The 15,898-nt window shown below is 39.6% G+C and carries 18 protein-coding genes; 10 read left to right on the forward strand and 8 right to left on the reverse strand.

What is annotated here, in order from left to right; all coding sequences use genetic code 11:
• Positions 1 to 64 precede the first annotated feature (64 nt).
• The 6 genes from PDL71_RS14395 to PDL71_RS14420 all read left to right on the forward strand — a co-directional run bounded on the left by PDL71_RS14395 (position 65) and on the right by PDL71_RS14420 (position 4,926).
• Complete coding sequence (locus PDL71_RS14395; RefSeq protein ID WP_407522275.1) at positions 65 to 568, forward strand: GAF domain-containing protein; 504 nt, start codon at positions 65 to 67, stop codon at positions 566 to 568.
• Complete coding sequence (locus PDL71_RS14400; protein WP_407522276.1) at positions 558 to 1,613, forward strand: saccharopine dehydrogenase family protein; 1,056 nt, start codon at positions 558 to 560, stop codon at positions 1,611 to 1,613. The genes PDL71_RS14395 and PDL71_RS14400 overlap by 11 nt, the downstream gene beginning before the upstream one ends.
• 80 nt (positions 1,614 to 1,693) lie before the next feature.
• A complete protein-coding gene (locus PDL71_RS14405; RefSeq protein WP_407522278.1) occupies positions 1,694 to 2,344 on the forward strand; it encodes a J domain-containing protein in 651 nt (216 codons plus the stop codon).
• Between the two features lie 48 nt (positions 2,345 to 2,392).
• Positions 2,393 to 4,303, forward strand: coding sequence for an ABC-F family ATP-binding cassette domain-containing protein (locus tag PDL71_RS14410; protein WP_407522280.1), 1,911 nt, complete (start codon positions 2,393 to 2,395; stop codon positions 4,301 to 4,303).
• A 97-nt stretch (positions 4,304 to 4,400) separates the two neighbouring features.
• Positions 4,401 to 4,634 (forward strand): hypothetical protein, encoded by a 234-nt coding sequence (locus PDL71_RS14415; RefSeq protein ID WP_407522282.1) that lies wholly within the window; start codon positions 4,401 to 4,403, stop codon positions 4,632 to 4,634.
• Entirely contained in the window at positions 4,621 to 4,926 is a 306-nt protein-coding gene (locus tag PDL71_RS14420) for a hypothetical protein (RefSeq protein ID WP_407522284.1), read from the forward strand. The genes PDL71_RS14415 and PDL71_RS14420 overlap by 14 nt, the downstream gene beginning before the upstream one ends.
• Before the next feature lie 191 nt (positions 4,927 to 5,117).
• Here PDL71_RS14420 and PDL71_RS14425 read toward each other — a convergent pair whose 3' ends face one another.
• The gene (locus tag PDL71_RS14425) at positions 5,118 to 5,672 is read right to left on the reverse strand and encodes an REP-associated tyrosine transposase (protein WP_407522286.1); all 555 of its coding nucleotides are present in this window, start codon (positions 5,670 to 5,672) and stop codon (positions 5,118 to 5,120) included.
• An 891-nt stretch (positions 5,673 to 6,563) separates the two neighbouring features.
• On the opposite strand from PDL71_RS14425, the gene PDL71_RS14430 reads away from it, so the two are divergent.
• On the forward strand, positions 6,564 to 7,013 hold the full coding sequence (locus tag PDL71_RS14430; protein WP_407522288.1) for a mannose-1-phosphate guanylyltransferase: 450 nt from the start codon (positions 6,564 to 6,566) through the stop codon (positions 7,011 to 7,013).
• Between the two features lie 128 nt (positions 7,014 to 7,141).
• Here PDL71_RS14430 and PDL71_RS14435 read toward each other — a convergent pair whose 3' ends face one another.
• The 4 genes from PDL71_RS14435 to PDL71_RS14450 all read right to left on the reverse strand — a co-directional run bounded on the left by PDL71_RS14435 (position 7,142) and on the right by PDL71_RS14450 (position 10,996).
• Entirely contained in the window at positions 7,142 to 7,579 is a 438-nt protein-coding gene (locus PDL71_RS14435; protein WP_407522290.1) for an acyl-CoA thioesterase, read from the reverse strand.
• A 319-nt stretch (positions 7,580 to 7,898) separates the two neighbouring features.
• Positions 7,899 to 9,557, reverse strand: coding sequence for an alpha-glucan family phosphorylase (gene glgP, locus PDL71_RS14440; protein WP_407522292.1), 1,659 nt, complete (start codon positions 9,555 to 9,557; stop codon positions 7,899 to 7,901).
• A gap of 87 nt (positions 9,558 to 9,644) precedes the next feature.
• On the reverse strand, positions 9,645 to 10,037 hold the full coding sequence (locus tag PDL71_RS14445) for a RidA family protein (RefSeq protein WP_407522294.1): 393 nt from the start codon (positions 10,035 to 10,037) through the stop codon (positions 9,645 to 9,647).
• Positions 10,034 to 10,996 carry a hypothetical protein gene (locus tag PDL71_RS14450; RefSeq protein ID WP_407522296.1) on the reverse strand — a complete coding sequence of 321 codons (963 nt, stop codon included), beginning with the start codon at positions 10,994 to 10,996 and terminating at the stop codon, positions 10,034 to 10,036. Before PDL71_RS14450 ends, PDL71_RS14445 begins: the two co-directional genes overlap by 4 nt.
• Positions 10,997 to 11,583: 587 nt before the next feature.
• Here PDL71_RS14450 and PDL71_RS14455 point away from each other — a divergent pair.
• From PDL71_RS14455 to PDL71_RS14465, 3 genes are all read left to right on the forward strand, one after another.
• The gene (locus PDL71_RS14455; protein ID WP_407522298.1) at positions 11,584 to 12,243 is read left to right on the forward strand and encodes a metal-dependent transcriptional regulator; all 660 of its coding nucleotides are present in this window, start codon (positions 11,584 to 11,586) and stop codon (positions 12,241 to 12,243) included.
• Positions 12,244 to 12,338: 95 nt separating this feature from the next.
• The gene (locus PDL71_RS14460; protein WP_407522300.1) at positions 12,339 to 13,166 is read left to right on the forward strand and encodes a ZIP family metal transporter; all 828 of its coding nucleotides are present in this window, start codon (positions 12,339 to 12,341) and stop codon (positions 13,164 to 13,166) included.
• Positions 13,167 to 13,642: 476 nt separating this feature from the next.
• Positions 13,643 to 14,539, forward strand: a complete 897-nt coding sequence (locus PDL71_RS14465) for a DNA adenine methylase (protein WP_407522302.1) — start codon at positions 13,643 to 13,645, stop codon at positions 14,537 to 14,539.
• Between the two features lie 3 nt (positions 14,540 to 14,542).
• Here PDL71_RS14465 and PDL71_RS14470 read toward each other — a convergent pair whose 3' ends face one another.
• From PDL71_RS14470 to PDL71_RS14480, 3 genes are read right to left on the reverse strand one after another with little or no spacing between them, the layout of a single operon-like run.
• A complete protein-coding gene (locus PDL71_RS14470) occupies positions 14,543 to 15,103 on the reverse strand; it encodes a hypothetical protein (protein ID WP_407522304.1) in 561 nt (186 codons plus the stop codon).
• Positions 15,104 to 15,625 carry a hypothetical protein gene (locus tag PDL71_RS14475; protein WP_407522306.1) on the reverse strand — a complete coding sequence of 174 codons (522 nt, stop codon included), beginning with the start codon at positions 15,623 to 15,625 and terminating at the stop codon, positions 15,104 to 15,106.
• Positions 15,626 to 15,628: 3 nt separating this feature from the next.
• Positions 15,629 to 15,865 (reverse strand): helix-turn-helix domain-containing protein, encoded by a 237-nt coding sequence (locus PDL71_RS14480; RefSeq protein WP_407522308.1) that lies wholly within the window; start codon positions 15,863 to 15,865, stop codon positions 15,629 to 15,631.
• Between the last annotated feature and the right edge of the window lie 33 nt (positions 15,866 to 15,898).

The raw sequence follows: 15,898 nt of genomic DNA on the forward strand, positions 1-15,898 counted from the left end.
TTTGATAAGCTGTTGTTGGTGTTATAATCTGTACTACACTGCCTACCTTTGCACAAACAATTTTATGGCAGAAGATTTACATATTATACAGGGCACAAAAGAAGAGCAATACAAAGAACTCATTCCACAAATCAAAGGTTTACTCACCGGCGAACCGGATTTAACAGCAAATCTTGGAAATATCTGTGCCGCATTAAAAGAACAATTCAGTTGGTTGTGGGTGGGATTTTACTGGGTAAAACCCTTCGGCTCCGCTCAGGAAGAATTAGTTTTAGCTCCCTTCCAGGGACCCGTTGCCTGCACCCGCATCCGCAAAGGAAAAGGAGTTTGTGGTACCAGTTGGGCACAAGCCAAAACCTTAATTGTTCCGGATGTAGAACAATTTCCCGGTCATATTGCCTGCAGCAGTTTAAGTAAAAGTGAAATTGTGGTACCTGTTATCAGAAACGGACAGGTGCTGGGTGTACTGGATGTTGACAGTACGGAATTAAATACATTCGACACTACTGACCAGAAGTACCTCGAAGAAATTGTTTCGCTTATTGAAATCTCCACGAATGAAAACTAAAGTGCTGGTTTATGGTGCCAATGGTTATACAGGTGAATTGATTACCCGTTTTGCAAAAGACTTTGGAATAGAACCCATTGTTGCCGGAAGAACAGAGGCAACCGTTGTGGAAGTAGCACATCGTTACAATCTTCCCTATCATGTTTTTTCATTGGATGATACAGAGGCTTTGGTGAATGCGTTAAAGCATGTAGCTGTGGTAATTCATGCAGCCGGACCGTTTCATTACACAGCTAAGCAAATGGTGGAAGCATGTATTGCTACCGGCACCCATTATATTGACATCAACGGTGATACTTCTGTTTTTGAATTCATAAAGCGGTATGATGCCAAAGCAAAAGCAGCCAATGTAATGCTGCTGCCCGGCAGTGGTTTTGATGTAGTTCCTACTGATTGCCTTGCTTATTCATTAAAAGAGCAAATGCCTGATGCAACACATATTGAAATCGCTTTTTTACCAAGAGGCGGTGGCGGAGTAAGTCATGGCACGGCTACTACAATGGCTTCTAAAGCAGGTGAAGGCGGATGTGTAAGAGAAAATGGCAGCATCAAACGAACACCACTAGGGCATAAAGGCAAATGGATCAGCGTAAACGGTAAAAAAATATTCGCTATGTCCATACCATGGGGCGATATTTCCACAGCGTACACCTCCACTGCTATCCCAAATATCATCACCTATACAGCCATGAAACCATCGGTGTACCGTGTTCTAAAATTTCAATTTCTCTTTAATTGGCTGTTACGAATGGGTTGGATACGTAATATCATTCAAAACAAAATCAACAAACGTTCCACCGGTCCTTCTGATGAACAACGTAAAAACGGGAAAACATATGTATGGGCGCAGGTAAGCAATGCAAAAGGTGAAACCAAAACAGCTGCCATTCAAACCAATGATGGCTATACAGTTACTTATGAAGCTGCTCTCATCATTGCAAGGAAAATTTTAAACGGATATTGTAAACCCGGCTATCAAACACCTGCCGCCTGTTATGGCGCTTCTTTAATCTTTGAACTGAGCGGCACTAAAGAATTACAGTAATAAAATACGTTTATAAATTGCGCTGATGAAAAGCAGTATTTTCTTCACACTTACATACAAACGCAACCCTTAGTTTTGCGTTGCTGAAAGATTATTACGCCATATTAGAACTGCCGGTTACTGCTACCATTCCTGAAATAAAAAAAGCATACCGGAAACTGGTGATGCTGTATCACCCTGATAAAACGGGTGCTGATACATATAGTGCTGCACATTTCAATGAAATTAAAGAAGCATATGAAGTGCTTACCAATTCCACAGCTAAAGAACAATACCTGCAGCAACGTTGGTTAAAAAAAGCAGCCGGCGCCTGGATGCCGGATGAACCTATAACTCCTCCCATTGTTTTAAAACAGGCATTGGAATTGAATAAATCTATTTCATTACTGAATGTTCACCGTATGGATGCAACCAATGTGGCGCAACGCATTCTGCAAATCATTCCTACGCCCACCATTGAAAAAATGAAAAGTTTCAATGAGCCTGAAATCAATGCAGCCATCTTAACCACCTTGCTCCAGGCAACTTCTGTACTGCCCTTGCAACAAACAGAAATGGTAACAGACCAATTAAGAATACTGGCAGGAACTAATACAGAAGAACAGATTAAAATTGACCGTGTACTGCTGCAAAAAAAGAAACAGGAAGATTGGGAGCGGCGCAAAATCTGGTTAATCCTCATTGCAGTAGTAGCGCTTTGCCTGCTTATTTACTGGAGCGGGAAAACATGAGTTTTTAAAACAAAAGCATAACTGAACGCCGGGCTTTATCTTTGCCGCATGCATTATGTATCGGCAGAAGGATTGACCAAGAGTTACGGTATCACACCCCTGTTTTCAACTATTACATTTCATATTGAGGAAGGCGATAAGATTGCTCTCATTGCACGCAATGGCAGTGGTAAATCCACGCTTTTAAAAATATTGGCCGGTAAAGAAACAGCCGATGATGGTAAACTGTGGATCAATAAAGACGTAACCATTGCTCTCTTTGAACAGGAACCGGGCTTTGAAGAAACGGCCAGCATCATTGATAATATCTTTCATCATAGCCATCCTGTTATTAATGCCATTAAGGCTTATGAATTGTTGATTGATGAACCGTTGGAATCAGCTGAATACTTTCAGCAACTCAATGATGCTACCATTAAGATGGATGAACTGGGCGCCTGGGATTTTGATGCCAAAGTGAAACAGATACTCGGCAAACTGAACATTCATCACCTGCAGCAGCCGGTAAATACACTCAGCGGCGGACAACGCAAACGGGTGGCGCTTGCAAGAACTTTAATTGATATCGGCTTTGAACATAAACACGTGCTGCTGATTATGGATGAACCTACCAACCACCTGGATATGGAAATGGTGGAATGGCTGGAACATTATCTCAACAAAGAAAACATTACACTCTTACTCGTAACACATGACCGTTATTTCCTCGAAGCGGTGTGCGATGAAATATGGGAACTGGACGGCAGCCGTTTGTATGAATACAAAGGCGACTATGAAAATTATCTGGAAAAGAAAGCAGCAAGAGTGGAAAGTGACCTTGCCAGTATTGATAAAGCAAAAAATCTATACCGTAAAGAACTGGAATGGATGCGCAAGCAACCCAAGGCACGTACTACGAAAAGCAAAAGCCGGCAGGATAATTTTTATGAAGTAGAAGCAAAGGCAAAGCTTAAAATAGAAGAGCAGCAACTGCAACTGAATATGAAGATGAACCGGCTGGGTGGAAAAATTATCGAACTCAAAAAAGTGTATAAGAGCTTTGGTGAGAAGCCGATTCTCAAAGGCTTTGATTATACATTTAAAAAAGGGGAACGTGTGGGAGTGATTGGCAAGAACGGAGCCGGCAAATCAACATTTATTGAAATTATACAGGGCTTACAGTCTGCTGATAGTGGTAAGATTAATATTGGCGATACAGTGATCTTCGGTAATTATTCGCAGAAGGGACTGGAAGTAAAAACAGATATGCGGGTGATTGAATATGTGAAGAACATTGCTGAAAGTTTTCCGCTGGCTACGGGCGGATCACTCAGTGCTGCACAGTTTCTGCAATTGTTTTTATTTGATCCGGAAAAGCAGTACACCTATATCTCTAAATTGAGCGGTGGTGAAAAACGTCGGTTGCATCTGCTTTCGATTCTTTTCCGCAATCCTAATTTTTTAATACTGGATGAACCTACAAACGACCTCGATCTTCCGACACTGGCCGTATTGGAAAATTTTTTGAGTGAATTCCCGGGATGTTTGTTGATTGTGAGTCACGACCGGTATTTTATGGATCGGTTGGTAGATCATTTGTTTGTGTTTGAAGGTGATGGAGTGATCCGTGATTTTCCGGGAAATTATTCACAGTACCGGATTTGGGAAAAGGTACAAGAGACCACAGACGACAGACCACAGACCACAGTGAATACATCTAAGCCTGCAATGGTTGAGCAGGAAGTGGAAAGCGTGCAGCCCAAAAAAAGAATGGGCTTTAAAGAAAAGCGGGAGTTTGAATTGCTGCAAAAAGAAATTGAACAATTAAGCAAAGAAAAAGAAACCATCACCCAACAGCTTAACAGCGGCGCCCTGCCGTTTGAGCAATTGCAGCAGTTAAGCACACGCATAGGTGAAGTAACACAGTTGCTGGATGAAAAAGAAATGCGTTGGCTGGAGCTGAGTGAGATGAGTGAGTGAGGTAGTAACGCATTGAATATATTGTAATGTATTTTACCTGGTTAAAACTTTCGTATATTTAATTGTTGTGCGAAACCGTAACTACCAAAACGATATCATGAGTAAAGAGTTTGTAAATATTCCTTTGACCCAAAGTGAGGCGCTCGTATTGTTGGATATGTTAGCAAGAATCAATGAAACTAAAAACGAGTCACTTTTCGAACATGACGCTGAACGGAAAATACTTTGGAGGATAGAAACATCATTAGAAAAGACAGTTACTGAAACTTTCTCACCTAATTATAATGAACTGCTTGCTAAAGCACGACAAGAAATAAATGAAGCCAATTAAGGAAGACAGTATATTAAAAATCATTTCTTATTTAGAAAAACACTTGGGAAAAGACAGTTTCCTAATTGCAGACCATTGGGATGCAGATATGTGTGCTATCGGACTGACACATCCAACTGGTGAACCATTAATTTACATTAGTAATTACAATAAGCCGACAGATACATTCTACGTTGAAATCGAAAAGACAGGTTCAAGCGATAGCAAGATCTGTTTTGAAACAGTGTCTAAAGAGCGGTTGCTTATCATTTGTAAAGAACAATTCGCATCTGGCGCAGGTCTCCCGACCTGATGCCATCCGTTACTTTTTCCCGCATCTGGCGCAGGTCTCCCGACCTGATGCCATCCGTTACTTTTTCCTAAATAATTTTTATCCTAGTGCTACAAGTGAAAATAATCCATTTCTTTTTCCGCCCTTGTTGGTCTCTTTCTGGCGCAGGTCTCCCGACCTGATGCCATCCGTTACTTTTTCCTAAATAATTTTTACCCAAGCATTACAAGAGAAAGCAATCCTTTTCTTTCAGTATAATAATCAAGTGCACTGCTGTACAACCATTCTTCAGGCACACTAACAAATCCTGCCCTTACAGGATTTTCATGCAGGTATTTCATACGTTCATCCAGCATTTTATTTGTATCCAGGAGTACGGGGTGGTTTTCGTGCTGCCAAAACTGAAACCGGTAATTACTCTTATTAGACTGTCCGTTCTTTTCAAATAAATCAAGCATCCATTTTTTTCGGCTTTCCTGTGGATTGTTAATAATCGCATCAATGATTTTCAATGCTGTAAAGCTCTTGATGTTCTTTAATACCAAAGCAGGGTCTTTCCCATCAACAACAGAATAGATCATGTGCAGGTGATTCGGTATTAACATCCACGCATGTACCTGCAATCCCTGGTTTTGCTGACAATGCCTGATGCTATCCAGTAAAATATTTTTGTAAACATCACGTGTAAAAACATCAATCCAGTCAACGATCGTTGCAGTTACAAAATAAGTTGCCGTTGTATCAGTGAATTTGTATTTGGTGCTCATTCACACAAAGTAAACATTCAATCACAAAAAGAAAAGTGACGACAAGGCACAGGTCGGGAGACCTGCGCCAGTTAAGGTAACGCATTGAATATATTGTAATATATTTTACCGGGTTAAAACTTTCGTATATTTAATTGTCAGCTATAATTTTATGGAAACTTCTTGCCAACGTATCTCACTATTAAAATTTAATGACAATTTCAAAAATCTACTATTTAATATTCGCTTTGACTTTATTCAGTTGTTCAACTTCTAATAACAATTCAACGAATTTAATTGGCACTTGGATACTAGACAGCATTTCGACTCCAAGACAAGGTTTTGTTAGTGTTGACAAATGTGAATCACTAATATTTCATAATCAAACAGACTATTCCTATATAAGAGTTTGTGGAGACGTTCACCAAAATTTTACTGGAAAATACTTTGTTTTGTACAACCCGAAAAGAGGACTAAAAACAGTTACATTAATTCCAGACATACATATTGACACACTATCTAAGGACACAATAAGAATCGGCTACTCAAATTTTGACATTGTTAGTTTGACTCCAGACAGACTTCAAGTTGTGAATGAAACTAAATTTATAAATAGAGACAACTTGCCGACAGTCTTTTTTAACAAAAATGAAATTTATAAGCGTAATAAATAAATTTACTGATAACATTACATTTGCGATATGTCGGCAGACAGATTATGCCGCTTCAACTGCGTGCTACTTTCAGCTTCTGCCCAGCCTTACCTTTTAAATTCAGCAACAGAATTAATCATGAACTTTTGTATTTTACATCAGCATTTGTACTAAGCTTACGGTTTTCAAATTCCGCCACAAACACAAATTCGAAATCGTTGGTCGTAATTGCAACCGATATTTCAAGCATATAAGAGTAATGAAAAGACAACTTGCATATGTTGAATTGAAAACTGGTTATTCAGACAATGGACCTGCCTGGATTGGCTTAGTCGAATTTTCAAAATCTGGCCAGACTATATATTTTGACGACAAGGCTTTAAAAAAGCAAAAAATACCTGGTAATAATTCAAATCACTACGATATTGAAACGGGAAATGAATATTGGGTGTCTGGTGTTAAAAAAAATGGGCAGGACAGACATTGGGCTGGAAAGGGAAAGATAATGATTGACAAAAATTCTATTGAAGATTATTTATTATTCACAAATACAAAAGAATTAAACTCGACAAAATTTCAAATCATTGAGTTTAAGAAAACAGACAAAGAACGGATAAGCAAAATTGAAAATGCAGTTTTGACAGATGAAGAGTGGAATGAAAACAGTCGCCAATATTGGGACAAGGGTTCTAAGAAATTTGAGATTTAATTTTACCAAGTCGACGCAACATACTTCATCTGACACAACTCTCCCTATCAGATGTAATCCGTTTCTTTTCCTAAACAGTTCTTACAAGCCATAGGTAAACAGATTACTATCAATTAAAAACAATCCCTCTACTCTTCCACCACAAACCCTTCCTGCTTGGGAGAATTTTCAATCATAGCTGCAACTACGGGAGGAGGTATAGTAAGTTTTCGTTTCATGAGATCCATCCATGCAAGATCGGCATACAACACAGCGGCTACTGTACCATCTGCTTTGATAATTTCATGATACACGCTGAAACGGCTTCCGTCTTTGCGGGCCTTGGTGAGCTGAAAGTTTACGGTTACTACTTCACCGGCTACCAGCTCTCTTCTGAAAATACATTCTTCCCGGAACAGAATCGGTCCGAATAACTCTTTCTTAAAAAGCTCCGGTGTAATTCCGTTTTCGTACAAAAAGCTCATACGGCAATGAGCGCCCAGTTCATAATATTTAGAATGCATCACATGCATATTGGCATCCACATCGCTCCAGCGGAGTTCAAAGGTTTTTGAGTAAGTGTTCATGAAGTGAAAGTAAGAAGAAAAGCCCCTCTAACTTCCCAAAGGGGAGAATTGCATGTCATGAGGCCAGCTTGTTAAAAAAGATTGAATGATTAATAGCAGAGTGTTTATCCCCTCCCTGGAGGGGTAGCAGAGATTAAAACAGTGATACTGTTGGAAAGGGGTGGGTTGATGAATAGAAATAACCAAGTAGAAGTGTGCGACGCAACCGCATTTACATAGCAGTACATCAGCTAAGTACATAAAAATAAAAAGACCGGTCTCTCAACCGGTCTTCAATTATATGCACTACAGCCAATATTCACTATTGACTATTCACTATTCACTTCTTCTTGTACAGCAGGTTATAATACTCAGCCGCCATGCGGTTACTGTCAAACTGGAAGCGAACATCACGCATACCATTCTGCATAATCTGGCGCCATACGCTGAAGTTTTCATAATACAGCGGAAGGATTTGTTTTTCCAGCACTTCATATACCTGGTCCAGGTCGTATTGATCCTGCTCGGTTACATGCACACTTGTATAATCAATAGGCGGAACAATAAAGCTGTTATTACCATGATTGGCAAACTCACAGATCCATCCGTCAAACGTGCTGAAGTTTACAGCACCGTTCATAGCAGCCGTCATACCACTGGTTCCGCTTGCTTCACGGGGCACACGGGGATTGTTGAGCCACACATCTGCCGCCTGTTTTAAACGTTTGCTCAGCGACAGCTCATAACCTACACACACCGCCATGTTTTTATACTGCTTGCTGATGTGTACAAGGTTGTTAAACTCACTGATGGCAGGATAATCCAGCGGATAAGGCTTACCGGCCCAGATCACCTGCACCGGGTATTTTTTATTGTTCATGAGCGCATGAAAACGCTCTGTATCCCTCGTTAATAAATCAGCACGTTTGTAACCGGCAAAGCGACGGGCCCATACAATGGTAAATACGTTGGGGTCAAACAGTTTACCGGTTTGATCTGCCACCATATCCATAGCACGCTTCTTCAGGTATTTCTTTCGGTCATCAAAACGTTCCTCATTGCTTTCGTCCATGGCAAAGTACATCTGCTTATCAGCCCAGTACCTCCAGTTCTGTGCATTGGTGATGCTGATGATGGGAGCAATACTTTCATAAGCGCCCCACATTTTACGGCTCACTTCACCATGCAAAGCACTTACACCATTGGCAATACGTGCAAAACGCAATGCTGCCAGTGAATGGTTGAACTGATCATCCTGGATGCCGGTGATACGACGAACTTCTTCCAACGGTACACCGCAGAAGTAACTCATTTTTTCGCAGAGATAAATATCATGCTTTTCATTACCTGCTTCTTCGGGTGTATGCGTAGTAAACACCAGGTGTTTTTTAACTTCTTCGGTACTGCCCCATTTTTTATAGAGATAAAAAGCAGAAGAAATAGCATGTGCTTCGTTCAAATGATAAACATCCGGATTAAAGCCCAGCTCATCAATAAGCTTTGCCCCACCCACACCCAACAATATAAACTGGGCTACTTTGGTAGCTACGTTGGCATCATACAAACGATGGCTGATGGTTTGCGATACATAATCATTCTCCGGCAAATCCGTACTCAGCAAAAACATGGGAGCCGTTTTAAAGGTCTCCGGGTTTAAATACCATGCTTTTACCCATACAGGATGATCGTGAATGCTGATCTGGAATTTAATACCGGTATCTTCCAGGAAATTGTAGATCTTTTCATTCCACTGCACCTGCAGGGTTTGATCCTGGTTGCGGGCCTGATCGTAATAACCATACTTCCACAAAATACCGATACCTATTAAGTTTTGTTTGAGTTCGTATGCGCTGCGCATGTGTGAGCCTGCCAGGAATCCTAAACCACCACTGTAGATTTTCAAAGGTTGGTGCACGGCAAACTCCATCGAAAAGTAAGCTACCTTTTTGGCGTAATTACTATCCACGCTGTAAGGCACTTTAAAATTTGTAAAGGACATAATCGAGTTAGGTTTCACTAAAAAGTGTCGCAATATAGGCCTTAAAACTTAAACAGGGGTTTTTTGTGGGGAGGGGTTTATACACAGTTAAGGTGCGGTAACGATTGCAGTAGCCTCTATTTCCACTAACATCTGTTGGTTAATGAGGGCGCTTACTTGTACCATAGCGGAGGCGGGCTTAATGGATTGAAATACTTCACCATGCGCCTTACCCACTTCTTCCCAGCGGCTGATGTCAGTTACATATACACGGGTACGCACCACATCATTCATGGTGGCACCTGCAGCTATGAGTGCTTTTTCTATTTTTTGCAGAATGAATTTTGTCTGTTCGTACATGCTGTCGCCGCCAATCAATACATCACCAACTACTGCGGTGGTACCTGCTACTTCAATAATATTACCGATACGAACAGCTCTTGAATAACCTACGATATCTTCCCATGGTGAGCCGGAGCTGATGTTGATTCTGTTGCTCATTTCTTTTTGGATGATTTACGTTTTACAGCTTCTTTTTTGCGTGGATAGCTGCCTTCAAAAAAACAGGTAATATCCCTGTAACTGCCGCAGCCATTTGTTTCTTTAATGCTTACACTGTTGCTGCTGAATGAAAACAATATTTCACAGGGACTTCCTTTATCATGAAACACACCTTTTCCATTAGCAGTAAACTCACCTTCGCCCTTTAACTCACCCACACAATCACCGTTCTGTTTACTGAAATGAATAAAGAACTGAAAGGTTTTGGGTGTTCGTCCGTCACGTATAGAAACAAGATTCTTTTTATCACCGGAGTAATCACCCGAGTATTTGTTTTTTCTGGGCAATGTATCAATGGGGTTGCCCATGATTTCATCACTCAAATCTTCTGTACTGTTGGTCATGGTGAGCACCATCTTACCGGTCGGGTCCATGTAATAAATACTTTCATCGGTCCAGTACTCACCTGTGGCTGTACGTTGTTCTTTGATGAACGAAATATTGTAACGGCTGTCTATTCTTACATAACGGCCGGGTTTGGCAGCGGGGCCATTATCCAGCAGTTTGGTACTTCCTGTAAAATTGCTTTTTTCATTAAAGTAGTACAGGTGCACTGCTTTGCGGTTGCCGGCTACAGATTTAATGAAGACATAGTTTCCTTTTTGAGCATCGGTTGATTTACCGAGTACAAAAAGTTTGAGTTGTTTGGTTACAGGATAATTCTTTTTAAAAACGGAGTCGGGTATAAAAGATTGAAATACTTTTTGATTGAGCGCCGTGGAATCTTTTTCTTTTTTCTGCAGAGTGGAATCATGCACTACAAAAGGAAGCTTTAACTCCGGCGAAAGTTGCAGAAAGTCTTTAATGGTAAGATCTTCATCTGCCACGCTGCGAACCTTGGTTTCTTTACAGGCAAACAAAAACGTTACAAACAGAGTACAAATGATTCGAAGCATCATATGTTGCGGTTGGTTTTGTGAATATAAAGCATCAAAATCGTGCCGCAAAATTCTGTTTGGGGCTACGGAAGAAAGCAGGAAAAGAGTTCCCCGGTTTCCCACAAAGACACAAAGCTCACAAAGAATATTTTTCCCCTCCCCGCCTTCCCATCTTCCCGGCAACTTCTCTCTTCTTTGTGCCTTCGTTCCTTCGTGGTTTGTTATACCACTAAGACACAAAACTCACAAAGAATATTTTTCCCTTCACCGCCTTCCCGCCTTCCCAGCAACTTCTCTCTTCTTTGTGCCTTCGTTCCTTCGTGGTTTGTTTATACCACTAAGACACAAAGAACAAGAAGAATACATTTTTAGTGTAGCGATTTACCGCACCAGTGTCCTTCTTCTTTCTGTCTTAGCGCCTTCGTGGTTTGTTTATCACCAAGACAAAAAGCCCACGAAAATTTCTTTTTCCTTCCCCACCCTCCCGGCCTTCCCATCTTCCCGGCAGTTTTTTTCTTCTTTGAGTCTTTGCGTCTTCGTGGTGAAAAAAATTTACAGCGGATTCAAAAATTATTTTTAGGTTTGTCTAAATTTTATTTTCATAGCACATGAACTTTTCCATCGCTGAAGAAAATTACATCAAAGCCATCTGGCATCTGCAGCAGACTGACAGCAACGTTACCACCAATGAACTGGCTGCAGAACTCAACACCAAGCCCGCTTCTGTTACTGATATGCTCAAACGGCTCAAAGAAAAAAAACTCCTCAACTATGAACCGTATTACGGAGTGAAACTAAATGCCGAAGGAAAAAAATTAGCACTCAACATCATCCGCAAACACAGACTGTGGGAATATTTTTTAGTAGAGAAATTAAAATTCAACTGGGATGAAGTACATGCCATTGCCGAAGAACTGGAACATGTGAGCAGTCCCGAACTGGTAAAACGCCTGGATGATTTCCTCGGCAATCCCCGCTTTGACCCGCATGGCGACCCCATCCCCGACCACAGCGGCAAAATGGAAAGCATCAACCAAATAAGTTTGCATGAACTCAAAGAACACACATCAGCAATCGTAACAGGTGTGGGCGACCAAAGCAGCAGCCTGCTGGAACTGCTTAATCGAAAAAACATCAACATCGGCACCAAACTCGAAATCAAACAGCGCAACAGCTTTGATGCTTCTGTTGAAATTAAACTACGTAACCAGCCACTCGTTACCATCAGCGAACAACTGGCAAAGAAAATATTTGTAAAAACAGTTTAATACAGGTTTGTAGTTTGGTGTTTGTAGTTATGCAATCAAACTCCTCAAGCCACCAACAACAAACCAGAAACTACAAACTATAAACTACAAACTGAATGATGCAACAACTCGAAACTTTTTTTCAAAATGCCGGTCCTATGTGGAGCGCACTCATTGGCGGTGTGTTTACATGGCTCTGTACATTACTCGGCGCCTCCTTTGTTTTTTTCTTTAAAGAAATGAAACGCTCCGTGCTTGATACCATGCTGGGACTCAGCGGTGGTATTATGCTGGCCGCCAGTATCTTCAGTTTGCTGGTGCCAAGTATCGAAATGAGTGAAACCATTTATCCATCCATGCCGTGGATGCCTGCCATTGTTGGATTTGCATTGGGAGCTTTGTTTGTATTTGGATTGGATAAAATTTTACCGCATGTGCACATCAATTTTAAAACCAGTGAAGCAGAAGGTGTAAAATCATCATGGCACCGCACTACCCTATTAATTATGGCCATTACCTTACACAATATTCCCGAAGGCCTGGCCGTAGGTGTTATTTTTGGCGCCGCATTGGAAGGCGGCACTGAAACAACCATCGCCGGAGCTATTGCACTCGCTATCGGCATCGGCATACAGGATATACCGGAAGGTTTTGCAGTAAGCATGCCTTTGCGCCGGCAGGGTTTGAGCCGATGGAAAAGTTTTTATTACGGCCAGCTATCTGCTGTTGTTGAACCCATTGCTGCACTGCTGGGTGCGGTGCTGGTTATTTACATGCAAAACTTTTTACCCTTTGCCCTTGCCTTTGCAGCAGGCGCTATGATTTTTGTGGTGGTGGAAGAAGTGATTCCCGAAACACAGCGTGATAAATACACTGATGTGGCAGCGCTTGGTTTTATTGCCGGCTTTTTGATTATGATGTTTTTAGATGTGAGTTTGGGATAGCATTTACCGGTCGGCCCGGGTTCAGTGGTCTGACCGATTAATGCGATAATGATGAAAAGAAATTATTGGGGCTGTGAGCAGTGGTGCTTGCAGGAGCTATTATCGGGCTTTACGCTATACCTCCGCTACGCTTCGGTGCCGCTTCAATCCCGCAGCCAGTAAGCATATAATAATCTGTAGAGCATTAAAAAAATCAGTTTTACTATAATCAATATAGATAATTTCAAGTAAACAGATTTCATAATTGAAACAAATAATAATATTATAAAAGCCATATGCAAGTCCAAATAATATCTTACCACTTTTGCAGTTAATACGTTCAGTATTAAGAATTAATTTAATAAATAAACAAGATGTTAAATACTCATTAAGTCATTTTACCTTACAAGGCATCTTTTTGAATCCAAAAAAATACATCTCCTTAATTGATGAAATTTTTAATACTTATCTTTATTTATTAAGTAAATGATTTATCAATGAAGAATAACATACCAAAGCCATTTTTAAAGTGGGCAGGCGGAAAAAGTCAACTAATAAACGATATTAATAAAGCTTTACCCAAGGAAATTACTAAGTCAAACTTTACATATATAGAACCATTCGTTGGAAGTGGCGCAGTTTTATTTTGGATGCTTACAAACTACCGAAACATCCAAAAAGCTGTAATTAATGATATCAATGAAGACTTAATAAATACCTATAAGATTATTGCCTCAAAACCAAACGAACTAATTGGTTTACTTCAAACACTTCAAGAAGAATATCATGCCCTAGAAAATAAGGCCGAAGAGAAAAAAGAATATTACTATCAAAAAAGAGAATTATATAACACAAGAAATGAAGAGAAAAGTAGGCAAGCAGCGTTGTTTATCTTTTTAAATCGAACTTGTTTCAACGGACTTTATCGAGTTAATAGAAGTAATGCTTTTAATGTACCAATGGGTAGTTATAAGAAGCCAACTATTTGTGACTCGTCTAACATTTTAGCAGTGAGCGATGCCTTGCAAAAGGTAGAAATTCTTTGTGGTGATTATGAAGCCACAATAAATAAAACTACAGACAACTCATTTTTCTATTTTGATCCACCCTACAAACCTCTAAGTAATACTTCAAGCTTCAATTCTTATGCAAAAGACGAATTCAACGACGAAGAACAAATTAGACTAAGAAATTTTTGTTCCTTACTAGAAATGAAAGGACATAAGTGGATATTAAGTAATTCAGATGTTGCTGGGAAAAACGTAAACGATACTTTCTTTGACGAAATTTATTCAGACTTTTCAATTTCCAGAGTAAAAGCAAGAAGAACAATAAATGCCAATTCAGAGAAAAGAGGAGAATTAAATGAACTTTTAATCAAAAACTACCATTAGCATTTACCTAAATCCTGGCTGGGAAGCTTGAACAACTTGAATATAATCTGCTGTTCCATTAGTGTAATCAAGTACTGTCTGAAGTAAATCTCTAAACATATAAGCTCCTGCATTTCTCTTTTCGTTTAGACAAAACAGCTCAATAATTATTGCTACATATTCTAACGAAAGAGTATAGGACTGATTAATATGTGAATAGTTAGCTACTATATGCCCCAGAGTTTGTAATTGATAATTATGTCTTGAATTAGGAGTTTGAAAAGGGGTTAGTGTGTTATAAAAGTCCAAATAATATTTAACTATATCTCTTACTTCATTTTTGTAGTCATTTATTTTCAACATTAAATCAACAACCCATAAAGAGTGTATAGGAGGAAAAGGCCTTTCATTCAAACCCGGTTTTAATATTTTTACTACAAAATCGATATCTGGATACTGTCCTCTTTTTCCTTGAAACATTCCTATTATAATACCATCACTAGTTTTATAAGTGTTAATCGCTTTAGCAGCAGGTCGTAATTGCCAAAGAGAATTAGAGTGATAATAATTTGAATTATAGTTCATTTATAAACCGATTTCATCCAAAGGCAAAACCTCAATAAAGTATTTGCACCCTACACTATTAATATATTCAAAAACATCTCTATTGGAATCCTGTTCAAACCATCTATTTAGAACATAGTAGAACTCTACATTTATTCCTAAGGGTGCAAATAGCTTTTGATACTGCTTTTTCTTAAAGTCACATGTCTGCAGCTTTTCATCAACAGAACCTGCACCGGCTTGATATTTTTTTTCAACTATATAAAGAGTATCACCAACCAATAATGCACCATCTGGCAAAAGCTTTTTACTTAGAACTGTCTTATAGTTAATCCCTTTGGGCTCAAGAAACTTTTTATATAGACCATTTTTTTCAAAATATTGAGCAACAACTAAGTTGTCTTTTACAACTTCATCTTTTTCATTTAACTTATAAATTGGATGTTGCCTTATAGCTTCTCTTAGATCTGTTCTTCCTTCAAACTGAAGTCCGTTTAAATTTGTTCTTGCTCCACCTCCAACCAAATTGGGCATTTTCGCCATAGCTTATAATTTTAATAAATCAGACATTGTTAACCCAAAACACTCCGCAAAAATTTCAACATTCTTTAACGATAGGTTTCTTTCACCTCTTTCAATCATACCAATATAGGTTCTGTGGAACCCAGTTTTGTCAGCAAGTGTTTCTTGAGACCATCCTTTTTCGTTTCGGAGTTCTCGTATTTTATTGCCGAACTTTATGAGAATATCGCTTTTCACTTCTGCAAAGTTGTTACAATGCACACAAAAAGTCTACATACAATTAGTAGCGTTCAG

The sequence above is a fragment of the Lacibacter sp. MH-610 genome (assembly GCF_045780045.1).
In the GTDB taxonomy this organism is placed as follows: domain Bacteria; phylum Bacteroidota; class Bacteroidia; order Chitinophagales; family Chitinophagaceae; genus Lacibacter.